This is a genomic window from Oscillospiraceae bacterium (genome assembly GCA_015068525.1).
Lineage (GTDB): Bacteria > Bacillota > Clostridia > UMGS1840 > HGM11507 > SIG450.
In genome coordinates this window covers 12,693-27,545 of the sequence record SVKJ01000018.1, presented here as the reverse complement: position 1 = coordinate 27,545, position 14,853 = coordinate 12,693, and the positions used below count along the sequence as shown (strand labels likewise).

Annotated in this window: 9 protein-coding genes; 4 read left to right on the top strand and 5 right to left on the bottom strand. The window is 32.9% G+C overall.

Going from position 1 to position 14,853, the window contains the following annotated elements; translation table 11 throughout:
• From E7419_06500 to E7419_06485, 4 genes are all read left to right on the top strand, one after another.
• A partial coding sequence (locus E7419_06500; GenBank protein MBE7014837.1) for a helix-turn-helix transcriptional regulator occupies window positions 1-1,494 on the top strand: 1,494 nt, incomplete at its 5' end.
• A complete protein-coding gene (locus E7419_06495; protein MBE7014836.1) occupies window positions 1,442-4,576 on the top strand; it encodes an S-layer homology domain-containing protein in 3,135 nt (1,044 codons plus the stop codon). The genes E7419_06500 and E7419_06495, both read left to right, overlap by 53 nt.
• Before the next feature lie 15 nt (window positions 4,577-4,591).
• Window positions 4,592-6,820 (top strand): hypothetical protein, encoded by a 2,229-nt coding sequence (locus E7419_06490; GenBank protein ID MBE7014835.1) that lies wholly within the window; start codon window positions 4,592-4,594, stop codon window positions 6,818-6,820.
• A 31-nt stretch (window positions 6,821-6,851) separates the two neighbouring features.
• Window positions 6,852-8,255: a hypothetical protein gene (locus E7419_06485; GenBank protein ID MBE7014834.1), complete on the top strand. Its 1,404-nt coding sequence runs from the start codon at window positions 6,852-6,854 to the stop codon at window positions 8,253-8,255.
• Window positions 8,256-8,543: 288 nt separating this feature from the next.
• Here the strand turns inward: E7419_06485 and E7419_06480 are convergent, their stop codons facing one another.
• The 5 genes from E7419_06480 to E7419_06460 form a co-directional block, all read right to left on the bottom strand.
• On the bottom strand, window positions 8,544-10,820 hold the full coding sequence (locus E7419_06480; GenBank protein MBE7014833.1) for a hypothetical protein: 2,277 nt from the start codon (window positions 10,818-10,820) through the stop codon (window positions 8,544-8,546).
• A 153-nt stretch (window positions 10,821-10,973) separates the two neighbouring features.
• Complete coding sequence (locus tag E7419_06475; protein MBE7014832.1) at window positions 10,974-11,651, bottom strand: HAD family phosphatase; 678 nt, start codon at window positions 11,649-11,651, stop codon at window positions 10,974-10,976.
• A gap of 34 nt (window positions 11,652-11,685) precedes the next feature.
• Entirely contained in the window at window positions 11,686-12,357 is a 672-nt protein-coding gene (locus E7419_06470; GenBank protein ID MBE7014831.1) for a DUF4956 domain-containing protein, read from the bottom strand.
• A 32-nt stretch (window positions 12,358-12,389) separates the two neighbouring features.
• Window positions 12,390-13,112 (bottom strand): polyphosphate polymerase domain-containing protein, encoded by a 723-nt coding sequence (locus tag E7419_06465; protein MBE7014830.1) that lies wholly within the window; start codon window positions 13,110-13,112, stop codon window positions 12,390-12,392.
• Entirely contained in the window at window positions 13,099-14,853 is a 1,755-nt protein-coding gene (locus E7419_06460) for a spore coat protein CotH (protein MBE7014829.1), read from the bottom strand. Before E7419_06460 ends, E7419_06465 begins: the two co-directional genes overlap by 14 nt.

Genomic DNA, 14,853 nt, shown 5'->3' with positions numbered 1-14,853 from the left:
CAAAACTATATGGTAACATTTTTAAATTCGGATATTACCGACTGGAAATATGTTATGATAATTCCCGCTTCCTCGTACTTAGACAGTACAAATTCATTAAAAAACATTCTTTTGTTAGGGTGGATCATTGCGCTCTTTGCAGGGTTATTTATTATTTATAAATTTACAATGCGAAACTACGGAGAGATTAAAAAAATCGTTAATCTTTTCGGAGAACATAAAGATATAAAAAACGAACTTGAATATATAAATAAAAATATTTTAGAATCTATTTCAACAAACGAAAAATTAAACAAAATCATCTCTCAGGTAAAAGATGATAAAAAAGATGCTTACTTAAGAAGTATTTTAAGGGGCGAGAGTTTAAATTCAAGTATACAAAAAAGCGAAGATATTAAAAATTATTTTGAATATGAAAACTACATCGTTGCCGCTATAAGTGTTGACAAGTACGAAAATATATTTTTTGAAGAAAGTATAAGAAACCAATCTGAAAAATATTATGATGCTTATTTCATTATAGCAAATACGCTTTCTGAACTTTTGGGTGCTGAAATTATAAGAATTGACGGGATAATAACTGCTATAATCAACTTCCCCGGAAATACAGGTACAGAGGATATATTAAATACTTTAAAACAAGCAGTTGAATTTTATAAAGAAAAATTCAACTTAACTGTTACAATATCCCTGGGCACCATAAAATTCAGCGAAAAAGAAGTAAATATTTCATACAAAGAAGCACAGGACGCACTTTTATATAAATTTATTTACGGAACGGGAAGTGTTATTGACTATAAACTTATAGAGGGACTTAGCGGAACTGTAGTTTATTCTCTCGAAAAAGAACAACTGATTATAAATTATGCAAAAACAGGCGACTTTACCGAAATATGTAATATAATCAACGAAATTTTCGATACAAATTTTAAAAATAAAGTTGTCCCAGTACAAATTGCAAAATGCTTTATTTTTGACGTTTTAAACACAATTCTTCGCATACTTCCAAAGATTGATGAAGATAATGAAGAAATCTATCTTCTTGACGAATCAAGTATTATAGATGAAATTATGGATTCAAACACAATAACAGAAATGAAAGAGAGTATATTAAACGTGTTTAAGAAAATATGTGAATATAACGGCTCGGTTTCTGCAAACAATGCAGCAAATCTTTCTAAAAAAATAGAACAATATATAAGACTTAACTTTAAAAATCCGGATATAAATGTATCTATTATAGCTGATTACTTTGGGCTTTCAGGAGCGTATATATCCAAACTTTTCAGAATCCAGACGGGTATAAGTATTCTTGATTATATTCATAAAGAAAGAATAGCTGTTGCAAAAGAAATGTTAAAACAAGGTAAAATTGTTGCACAAGTTGCTGCCGAACTTGGTTACAATAATTCAAATGCCTTTATAAGAGTATTTAAAAGATATGAAAAGATTACACCCGGGCAGTATTGTAATCATTTCGGGAAAGGGGAATAAAATGCTAAAGAAAATAATCAGTATTTTAATATCACTGCTAATCATTGCAAGTACTGTACCTGTAGCATTTTCTTATGAATCAAATGTTTTAAATCAAGATTCAGTTACGGTTATATGCACAAACCAAACAAATTCAGAGGCTTCTTTATTATATGATGGTATCACAGTATCAGACATTGTAAAAGCATATAATATGGGTGCAATTTCCGAAAACAGTTATGTTGAATACAAATTTGACGAACTTATACTTTTTAACGAAATAACAATAAATGAATTTATACTGGATTTAAAAATTGATGAAATTTTAGTAGAATGCTCTGATTTTGAAGATTCAGAAGACGAAGAAGGCTCGACAATAGACGATTCTTACAAAGTTTTATATCAGGGAAAAATGAGCGATAACGGAATTCTCAAAGTTAATTTTGAGAATATGATTATGGCAAATTCTTTAAGGATAAAACCCTTAAGTTATAAAGATGGAAAATCAGGCGATATCTATTTTACTGAAATTTCTGTAAAGGATATTCAAAACATCCCATCAGATGATGTATCTTACGACGACAAAGAAGAAATTACAGAAAAACCAACGAATAACTATTCTTACGAATTAAGTTTTCTAAAGCAGATAGGGGTTATCCCAAACGAAACAAACGGAACAGAACTTCTTACAAGAGGAGAATTTGCCACCTGGCTTATAAAAGTGTTAAAAGCTGATTCTTCAGGTTCAGTATCTACACTAAGTCTGAAAGATGTAAACGAAACACATCCAAAGTACAGTGATATTTCGTATGTATTTAATATGGGATATATGTCACCTAAAACTGCAGGTAAATTTATGCCCGATGCTCCTATAACATTAAGCGAAGCATCAGAAGCGCTTTTTTCCGTAACAGGATATAAAAAAATAATGTCCGAAACAGGAGTTGAAGGATTTTTCCTTTATCATGAACTTACAAAAAATGTTAACTCATCTGCAAATGGTGAACTTACCAAAAATGCCGCGTCAAAACTTATTGTAAATGCTATGGAACTTGATGTAATGGAAAGAACATATTCAGGCACTTTGGAGAACTATTACATCGCAGAGGGTAAAACACTTATGAAAAATGTCTGGAAAATGTCATCACAAGAAAACATTGTTACTGTTACCGAATCAGCAACAATCATAGAATCGTATGACAAAACAGCAAAAGGTCAGGTAATGATAGGAAATACTCTGTTTGATTCAAGTATTCCTGAAATAAAGGATTTCATAGGTAAAAAAATCAAATTCTACTATGAATATACCGAAGATATGCAAAGACCTGTTATAAGATACTTTGAAGAAAGAACAAGTAAAACCGTCAATATACAAAGCGACAATATTGTCTCTGCTTCATCAGGCCGTATTATTTACACATCAGACGACATGAAGGAAATTTCTTTAAATATAAACAGTAATCCAACCATTTTGTATAACAATAAACTTAAAAGATATTACGATGCTTCAATTTTCGCTCCCGTAAACGGAGAAATAACTCTTATAGATAATGACGGAAGAGGATACCAGACAGTTATTATAAAAGAAGGTATTGATGTTTTTGTTTCAAACATTTCCGATAATAAGATTATAGTAAAAAATGAAAGTAATCTTTCAAGCATAGATTTAAAAGATGAAACCTCATACAGCATTTCAAAAAATAATATGGAAATCAGTCTTAATGAAATAAGACCAAACAATGTTTTAACAATATTCCCCGATAAAATTGAAAAATCAAACGGAATAAATGTTATCTCCAAAGATGCAACTTATTATGAAATCAAAGTATCGGACAATGCAGTAAAAGGAACCATCAAAGTCTTATCTTCCGAATATATAACGATAGATGAAACGGAATATAAACCTACCGAAAAATTCTTAGCATCAGGTGTTTATTCAAAGAAACTTGGCGACAGCGCAACCTATTACCTTAATATATATGGTAAAATCGCAGCTAGTGATTCTTTAACTAAGAGTGTAAAAGATGTAGGATACATATATAAATTAGGAAAAAAAGTAACTGATGCTTATGTAAATATCAGTATAAAAGTTTTTACAAAAAGCGGTCATAATGAGTACAAACTTGCAGAAAAAGTATTCGTAAACGGAGGAAGTAAAACCGAACTTACCGAAACAATGTTTGATAATACTCTTATCGTAAACGGAACACTGAAACCTCAACTGATTAAATTTTCTTTAAACAGTGACGGACTTGTTGACAAAATTTACACTGCAGTTCCCCGTGCTCTTAATTCTGACAACTCAGCAGAACTTGAACTTTCAGGCGAAAAGAAAATGCGAACATACTTAAAAAACGGCTTAACATTTAATAACGACTTTTTGGTTAATACAAACACTATTATATTCTCGGTTCCAAGTGATACAGCACTTACAGATGAGAACTTGTTCAGAATAAGAAAAGTAACCGACCTTTCAACTTATTCATCATATGTTACAGAGGCTTATGACGGTGGCGAATTCTTAACCTCACCTTATGTTGTAATGTACGAGTCTGAAACAAGAACACCTAACGAAAAGAACAATACGGTTGTTATATCAAAAATTGTATCGGCTGTTAATAAAGATGATGCACAAACAAAGAAAGTTTACTTTTACGAAAAAGGAAAACTTACCGAAAAATTTGTTGCGTTAGATGTTCTTAACACTTCTGCTATTATAAATTTACGTCCCGGAATGGTTATACAGTATAATGACAACCTTTTGGGAGAAATAAATGGAGTAAATATTATTTTTGATCCAATGTCACCTCAAACTATAAGTCCTCTTGATTCTTATACTTATCTGCAGACACTTTACGGGACAGTTGAGGCATTAAACAACAGTTCATTCTTATATAGAATTAAAACGAACGGAACGGATGAAATAACAAAAGCATTTCAGTTTATGGGTTCAAACACATATTACTATGTATTTAACACAAATTCAGGCACACTCTTTACTGCTTCGAAAAACGATATCCCTGTAGGAGATGAAAATTCTATGGTGTTTATGCGTTTTTACCAAGGGCAAAGCAGAGAAGTCGTGATATATAAAAATAATTAGAAGGAGGAGATTTATATGAAGAATATCAGAAAGTTTTTTTCACTTTTAATTATTATATCCGTAATTATCTCAAGTTGTATGATTGTTCACTCTGCCTCTGTCAACTTTGCTTTAGGCGCTGAGGTAATAAAAAGTGGTGCGGGAAGTCAGGCTAAAGTAAATGACGGTATTAAGCCTTCAAATAACAGTAACAGTGCATATATTAATTCAATCAACGGTTCAAACTATATCGGCTTTGATTTGGGTGAAGAAAAAACTATTGAAAGTATTATTATATACGAATCCACAAGTGCTACAAGACACATCGGCAATTTTGTAATTGAAACTTCCTCTAACAGTTCATTTGCAAATGCTGTAAAGGTTGCAGAAGGTACAGGACTTGCAACTGACGGAAAAACGGTTACATTCCCCTCTCCTGTTAACGCACAGTATATAAGATTTAAGCCCACTTCTTACAAAGGAACAGACACATCGGGTATGGTATATATTTCGGAAATCGAAATTATGGGCTCACAAGGAGGTACTACGCCTCCACCTCCACCCCAGCCTCCGACTCCCGAATTACCGACTAATACACCGAATGATAGTTTAAATCTTGCGCTTAGTTCAACATTTACATCAGGCGGAGGTGCTTCGTCTTCCAATCTTACAAGATTAAAAGACGGTACAAAATATATTTCAAGTAACAGTAATGCATATAACTTTGGCTCAAATAGTGAAAGATTTTTAGTATGTGATCTTGGAAGTATTAAATATATTAACCAAGTAAGCATTTATGAATATTCAAAATCTCTTAACTTAGAAAGTTATGAACTCCTGTATTCAACTGATGGCACAAATTATGTTTCCCTCGTTTCAGTTAATGGTGCAGGAACAAACGGAGGACTTGCAACACATCAGTTTGATAAAGTTGCTGCAAGATATATTAAACTTGTCCAAAAGGCTGCTGCGGGGAATGTGTATTTAGCAGAAATTGAAGTATATTATAAAAATAATGTAGTTTTACCGGAAGGCTCTAAAAACCTTATTAATTCACAGAATATTGCCTCTTCAACTTCTCCGGTTATAACAGACGGTAATTTATCAACAGCATATAAGAATATTTTACCATCCGACACTCTGAACTTAGAAATTACTCTTAAAGGTGCAGAAAATTTAAAAGCACTTGCAGTTTATTTTGAAAAAGGAGAAAATATTGGAAACATTTCAGTATATGCAGGAGATTCGGCAAGTTCAAGCACATTAGTTTATACCGATAATCTTGGGGCAGATGTAAAAATAATACCGATAACATCTTTAGCAACAAAATACATTAAAATTTCACTTTCTCAAATTTCAGGCCAGGCAGGAATAAGTGAAGTAGAAGGTTTTTCCGATGATAGTATTATAAAAGACTATATACATAACTTTAAAGAAACCGTTTCTTCTTACATTATAAATCAGGCTAAATATTCAAATACGGTTAACCTTCCTCAAATAAATTCTTCCACATGGTCTATAAATAATCCGTCTGTTGCAAATATTTTGGGTTCAACTCTTAATATAACAGGAGAAGATACCTCCTTCTTATTAACAGGAAACCTTGATTTAGGAGGAAATGTTACTTTAAAAGTTGATATTTCTATTACGGTGGGAGAAACCTTAGATATTACGCCTGTTATTCCTGAAATTAACGACAGCATATTAATTGCGGGAGCAAATGTTAACCCGTTTTATGATATTGATGGGTCATGGGCTTATGATTATATTGTAAATTTAAATAAACTTAAGATTATTTCAGGTGTGACAAAAACTACCTTTGAACCTGAAAGAGAGATAACAAGAGCCGAATTTGTTAAACTTCTTGTCGAAAGCCTTATGATTTATGACAGTAATGCAAAATCAGCTTTTAGTGATGTTAGCATATCCAACTGGTATTATCCTTTTATTGCATCACTTGAAAGTACAGGTATAAATTTAAACCTTTGGGAAGATAAGTTCTATCCTGAAGCATATATAACACGTGAAGATATGGCTTATTTTACTTTAAATGCTCTTAAATCAAAAAATATAAGTCTTAATCTCTCACATTCTCTCGCCTTTTCAGATTTTAACGATATATCGGAATATGCCAGAGAATCAGTTAATCTTTTAACGCAAACAGGCTTTATCTCAGGTAATCCTGACGGAACATTTAGGCCAAAAGGAAATCTTACAAGAGCAGAAGCCTCCAAGATAATTTATCTTGTTTACAATTGTTATTAAAATAAAAAAAATAAAATAAAGAGGTGTTTTTATGAAAAAAATTCTGCTATTAATTTTAGCAACATCAATTCTGTTTTCAATGTCAGGCATCTTTGTATATGCGGACTTTGCTGCCGGTGCGACTGTACAAAGTTATGATTTTGAAAATGCCGAAGATGCCAGTATGTTTGCAGATAAGACAAACAGTGCAAGTGTCCGTGTAACATTAAATACTAAAGCAGGAGTAGGAAACTCTTCTGCGAATATGTTAAGAATCAAACCTGCAATGAATGCTCTGGGTTATGCCCGTTTTGCTTCATTCTCGACAGAATACAGCAAATCAACATGTAATCTATTTGAACTTGAATTAAAACTACTTAAATGTATTACAGATGACAATTCATACGCCAAAATTGCTTTTTCAAGAAACTCTAAACCTGATACATATTCTACAGTTTACACAGCAGGTGCTCTCGTAATAACAAAAGATACTGTTGAGTGGTGGCCTGAAGATAATAGTAATTATAAATTTACAGCAAATATTTCTAACTATGATATTGTAGATAATAAATGGTTTAATCTTAAAATTCTTGGCAATACTGGAACAGCAAATTCTTTCGGAAAAATTAGTATTTTGCTAAACGAAAAAGTTGTAGTTCTTACACCAGTTGCCGCAATAGATACTTATATTGTTTCTGAGCCTTACACTTCTTTCCCTATGAGAACAAGCAGTTCTGCAATAAATGTTCGTTCTTTTAACATTCAGTTTCAACAAGGGGATACAACAAGCGACTCTATTGATATAGACAATATCCAAAATGCTAATGGTGACGGCTTAGTTAAACTAAAAGATATTGAGGCGCAAACTCTTAAAACAGGCGAAGAAAAATCTATAAATTTAAATGACTATTTCTTCTCTTATGACGGAACTACAATTAATTACTCAATTGATGAAAAATTCGGAACAATTGAAAACGGAGTTCTTACCTTTAATACATCTTCGGAAGTTTCCGATACAGCAACCCTTACTGCCGGAAATAAAACTGTTACCTTCGGATTTACAGTAAAATCTGCAATAGACTCTGCTACGATTGCAACTGCTGACAACGCATTTTCTTCAAATGATGGAGAATCAATTACAGTTGATGGAAAAACATACAACAGATATGCAATGATTTTTGCTAAAGTTACAGAAATTGCAGGATACAAATTACAGGAATATGGCGTACTGCTTATGGAAAACGCAGTTCCTGACGTTACATCGGAAAATGCTATAAAAGGTATTGCAGATAAAGAAAAAACAACTAACGAAGGTGCTTATGGAGTTCTGTTTGAAGGAACAGGTATAAAGCAAGGCGCTACATACTACCTAAGACCTTATGCAATATATAAAGATTCCGAAGGCAAGATTACAAACATATACGGAAGCAGCAAAATATTTACACTAAATAATTAACTTAAGGAGGTATTTGAAGATGAAAAAATATAATAAACCATCAGTTGAACTTTTAAATATTACTCCTGATGTAAAAATTGCAAACCTAAGCACCTGGCTTCAAGAAGGTAGTATTTCAGAAAATAATATTACTGTTGTTACATATATGGCAGAATCCTGATTATAGAATTCTGCCTGCCACCCCCAAAAAAGACGGTGTTTAAAAATTACTTTAAACATCGTCTTTTTATAAAAATGGACGTTTTAGGGACAGTCCCCAAAACGTCCGTTATTTTTATTTGTAATCTTTTATTCTACCTCGTATGTTATTACTTCTTCTCCGTTAACTGTCCATAAATTATCCGATGTATCTTTATATACACAGTAGGGTCTGAAATAATATGTATTGCCTGCTTTAAGGTTATAGATAAGCATTATATAAGCATTATCGGTTGTTAATTCCACAAGTGATTTCGCATCCTGAGTATAATTAACACCGTCTTTCGATATTGAAACTCCGTATTCTTCCAAAGTATATCCCGAACTTTCAGGATTAATCTTTGTTAAAATAACCATATAATGCCCTGTGATAGTCTGCATCTGACCTAAATGATTTTTAACTGTAACAGAATCATTTGGTTCAAGGCTTGACGGGAAATATGAAAGTGGAACTGCAAACGCATCAGGTAAATCATCGGGAGTTTCTAAATAAACACTGTTATAAAGTTCTTCTGCAGTTAAATTCTTTCCATAAACTTTGCTCATAATTTTTTCAGCATAACGGCAACCTAAGAGTCTTTGCGACATCCCATCAAAATGAAGATCATCGCCAACTGAACTTGTGCCTTCACTGCTTATATAATCAGAATTTATTACATAAGATGCAATTTGTGTTATTGCTTCATTTTGTGCTGTTTTTGCAGGTACAAACTGACTTGCAATAAAAGGAACTTCATTTTCCAAAAGGTTAAGGTCTTCTCTTAAATCGCAAACGAGTTTATTAAGATTTGTAAGATACCCGTCGTTTGCAGCATCGGTATCTCCCTGAAGCCATAAAATACCTTTGATAACTCCACCCTTTTCAAGAGCGGCTAAAGTTCTGTCTAATGTCTTTTTATACAAGTTGTCGGAGCCGTCTGAAGTTACATAATCTTTCTGCCATTGTTTTACGGTTGTTCCCCCTCTTGCATTTGAAATTATTCCAATCCCTGTGCTCTCAGGTAAGTTCTCACGCATTACTCTTGTAAATGATAATGCAGGATTTGCCAGATTTTTTTCGTCTGCATCTATGTTTGAATACCTGTTATATCCCTGATAGCAAGAATATCTTGAGTTTTCGTTAGGATAAACCTGTGCATATTCCCAGTTTCCATCATCGTTTAAAAGATAAGCATTTTCAACTACAACATAGTCTTCCTTAAGAAGTGTGCCTCTTCCTGCCATATTGGACTGACCTAAAAATAAATATATATGGAAGTTTTCACTTTCGTATGGAACACTATCAATCACTTGTGGAGGATTAAGTGTAATATCAACTATCTCTTCCCCTGTTTCAATTTCGGGCATATTGGTCCTGTCATATATTTCAATTTCTTCTATATAAGAAAGTTTGCCCGATTCTGCCGAATCATTGATTGTAATTTTTACATATTGTGCAGTAGTTTTATCTATAAAAAATTGTCCGTAATAGTGTGAGGCATTTGACGATGCACTCGTAGTCCCGCCGTAACCTGTAAGTATTTCATCCGATTCAAATACGGTATTCCAAACTGATTTATCAGATGATGTTTCAATCTTATAACTTTTTGACCTTGCATGAGAATACTCATATACAACTATACAATCAAATGTTTTCTCTTTAGCAAGGTCAATTATAATATAATCTCCTGCTTTAACATTCCACGCATCAGCTGATGTTGAAATATTTTTAATTCCGTCTGTAACTTTTGTATGGTCTTTGCCACTTGATTCTCTGCTAACTTCAACCGATTTATATTTTGCAAAATTCTGTGCATCCTCCTGTGGCTCATCAGTTTCCTCTTCATCATCAGGCGGTGTAACTTCGCCAAGGGAAGTATCGTTGTATATTTCTATTTCCTGGATGTAATAATTAGCAGTTGAAGAAGTAACAGTAAATTTAACATATCTTGCATTTACAGTATTAAATGTTATTGTTCCCAGAAACCGCCTATCAACATCTGTCTGCACTGCAAATGATGTATCTCCTTCTTTTTGTGCCACCGTTTCCCAAACTGAATTATCTTCTGATATTTCTAAAGTATATCCAGTTATTTTAGCAGGACTGCTAGAGTGATATTCGTAAACAGCAACTGTATTAAATGCTGTATTTTCTTCCAGATCAATAGTTATATATTTTGAACCCGATCCAAACCATATACCACTATTTGAAGAAGCACTCTTTTCTCCGTCAGTAACAGATGCTGTTTTTGTAGTTGAAGCATTTGCTGTTACAGTCTTACCTAAAGCAAGGTTTGTAAGCCCTGTATAATCAGCAGATACGCTAAACCCAACCAATAGAAAACTTAAAGCAATCAATAATGAAATAATTCTTTTTGTCATAATCATTATCTCCTTTATTACATATTATCTTACTTTAAGTTTAACACAAGAAAACAAGGATAACTATATTCATTTTTTAGACTAAGTTATCAAAAAAAAGAATGTCTGAATTTTCAAACATTCTTTTCTTAGTTGCTTAAAATATGAGGAATAGACAACTTAGATACAGTTATTATCAATAAGTTTTTTCAATGTTTCGCCTTTTTCGATATACACAGTTGCGATTTTCTTCATTTCTTCCTGTCCGTAATTATACTTATCGTAAATTCCTACTGTTTTCATTCCCAACTTATCTGCTGTTTCAATTGCAACGTGTGAATCTTCAAATATATACGTTTCATCTGTTTTAGTTCCCAGACACTCTAACGCTTTTAGATATATATCAGGTTGATCCTTTCCTTTACCAATTTCAGCGCAGGAAAGAATATTATCAAAATATTTTCCTATATTGCAATGATCAACAGCAATTTTTATAAGATTTATATCCGTTGCGGATGCTATACACATTTTTATACCGTTGTTATAACAATATTCCAAAAACTCTGCTACACCATCTTTAAGTTTTACTTGACTCGAATAGAATTCTGTCATTATCCTGTTTGTTTCGCAAAACAACTCATCACCACTTCTTCCAATACCATATTGCGAGTGAATATAATACATCGAATCTTTTATTGTCATTGTCCTTATCTTTTTATCATCAGTTTCTGATGGAAGAAAATTCTTTCCGCCCAAAAAAACATCTCCGAATTTTTTCCATATTATATTCCATAACATCAAGGAGTCTACAAGCGTCCCGTCCATATCGAATATTGCTCCTTTAAAATTATTTACCATTTTTCCGGTTGCCCTTTCGTTAATAATATAAATACTACCCGTGATACTCTCCGTTATACTGTATCAAGGTCGCATCTAAAACGCCCTCAATATTTTTAATTTTATCAAGGAAAAACATATCGTTATTTTTGCAATATACTTCAACTGCCATTTCAGTTTTTTCTTTTCTTACTGTTTTTGATTTTATAAAATATTTCATTTTACCGAATGCACGGATAACATTATCCCCCGCTTCATCAGTAAGATAGTGAATTACTGCTATGTAAATTCTTCCGTTTTGTCTTGTTCTGTAAAAGATTGATATAATAAGCACCATAACAAGAGCGGCAATAACAACTAAAAGATACATATTTGCTCCCGATGCAATCCCTGAGGTTATAGACCAGAAAAGATATAAAAGGTCCAAGGGGTCTTTAACTGCCGTTCTGAAACGAACGATAGATAAAGCACCGACCATACCTAAAGAAATTACGATGTTGGTACTTATTGCAAGAGTGATTGTAGCAGTAAGCACACTCATACCTATTAATGACATTGCAAAACTTTTCGAATAAATAACACCGATATAAAACTTCTTATAAGTAAAATAAATTACTAAACCTACTAAAATTGCTGTTGTAAGTCCAAGCGCAATATTTGTGAGGCTTACGCCGTCAAACGCACCTGAATTAAGTATCGACTTTTTAATAAAATCCTGTACACTCATTTTTATTCCCCCTTTATTTAAATCAAATAAATTTAATTCTCGTACCAATATTTGAAACTGTTCATATATTCCGTTTTTTCATAACATAAAACATATTTTGAAACTGCCGTAAATTCCGATGCCTTATCGGGCAGAACATCACGGACAATACGTGGTAAAAATTCGGTAAACTTAACCTCCATTACGCATTTACCCGGCTCTAACACCGTAAGTGCAGGAAGTGTTTCATCAAATATATCAAAATTGCCAACTGCGGCTCTTACGTCCATATCGAATGTAATTCTTACTGTCCCCTCGTCCATTATCCATGGCTCTCTTTCATAATCGACTATTACTCTTGGACGCATAACATTACTTACACATTCGTAATAAAATTCCTGACACAGTGACTGAGGATTTTTAAGCAGGAATTCATAATCTCCGTCAAGTATTTTATATACTTCCTCTCGGCTAAGCCTTGCAGACTCTTTATAAATATAACTTCCATACTTCTTTTTTCGCTCAAGTTTAATACTTCTGTCCGAACAGTTATAAATTCTTATTCTGTATTTTTTTCGCCTTAACACACCTGAATCTTTTTCATTATAAGATGTTTTATAATAATCTTCAAAATAAAGACTTCTTATCATATATCCGCCATCTTTGGCATTTTCATCAAGTTTTAAAAGTGGTTTAAGCCTCTGGCAGATAAGTTCTTTCTGGGCTGTATCTATAAGATACTTCCATTCATTCCTGTATCTTTCAACCTTCGACATAAATATCCTCCACAATAGTTCCGTCTGCCTCAACGTAGAAACATTTTACTCCGTACTGTTTACCTTCGCTTGCCATATAATAGTCAAATGCAGTTTGAGTATATCCGCTCGCATTTGTTGCAGTAACTTTGATAAAATACTGTCCCTTAGGAAGCATATCTATTGTAACTGCAGGAATTAAAACATTCTCAAAATTTGCAACTACATTACTAAAACGATAATCTTTTGCAATCTGAATATTATAAGTTATATTTTCCAGGTCAAAATCAAAAGCACCCTCACATTCAATATAAAGACCTTTTTCGGTTTTTTTAGGAAGGCCTATAAAGAAAGGCATTGGTTTTTCGTACGATTCTTTATAAGAAAGATAATTGGCTTCTATTTCATTTGCAAGATTTTTCACGATATAATCAAATTGTCCTGATGTAACAGGTGCATACATTATATCGGGCATTCTGTAAAGGTATGGTTTTACTATACTTGCATAAGTTGTAACATATTCGTTAACTCTTTCATAATTAAGATAAGCCTTAATTTCTTCTATCGCTCTGTTAAGTGCCAAAACATATTTTTCACTCTTTAATGCTCTTTTAAATAAAACGTTACCCCAGTAGTTACTTATACCTTCCTCCCAACCACCATTGTCGCTTCTTCCTGCAAGGTTAAGTTCCGTTCTTCTTAAACTTCCGTCATTATCCCACGGGATAATATACCACTTATCAATATTTAGTGGACTGTATATGTAAAAGTTTCTGCTTTGGGTATCAATGTTTCCCATTAAAATCTGATAAGCCATCCAGTAACTTAAATTTTCTATATCAAAATGTTTGTCTAAAACTTCGTCAAAATCTTTTGAGTAGTCATTTACATCCTCTAACATTTTTATAAGTTTTGAGTGGTCGTCATTTCCTTTTACCTCTAAGATTTTTTCAAACTCTTTTATATTAAAATCGGGATCATCTTTAAGTTTTATAACATCTTCATATCTGTAAAACTCGCAGAAATTGATTTTATATAGATGCCCTTTATTATCAAGCCCGTGTGCTTTTAATGCAGTTTTGTTAAGTTGCTCAACCTGCGTATACAGCCCATAATCAGTAAATTTATTATTTCCACCGGAAGTTGTATCTTTAACATAAAGATGCACAAAAGTTGTTCTTAACCCCATTATTTCGTCAATACCCGAAATTAAATCGTAGGAAAGTTTATTTCGAAATCTTGTAGGGTCGGATACGTGCTTATTAAGTGCAATTGTTGACTGACCGTTCCACTGCCCCTTATTATCTTTTACACTTATTTTATAATTTTTTTGCTCTCTTAAACTTGAGGACTGACCTCTTATCTGCACAGTACAGTTAGGTGAGATTTGATTATATCCAAGTTCTCCCGGAAGTGGTCCGCTTTCATCCCCTACCTGCAACAGTCCTTCCACCTTGTACCTGTCAATACCCATTTTTTCATAGTCATACACTGAATAGGAATTTACTTCTTCCCATGTGTGATCGGTACCTTCCCCTGAATTTCCCTCTAAAACAGTAAGATACATCGTTACCACTTTTTTCGGGTCGGAATTTTTATAAAGGTACTTATTATCCCTGAACTTATATCCGTCAAGGCTTGGATCAACATATTGTTTTATAGTGTTATCTGATATTTCTTCCACAGGTTTTTCTTTTATACATCCGCTTAGTATAAAAACAAATGAAACAATAAGTGCGACAAACTTCATTCCCTTTTTCAT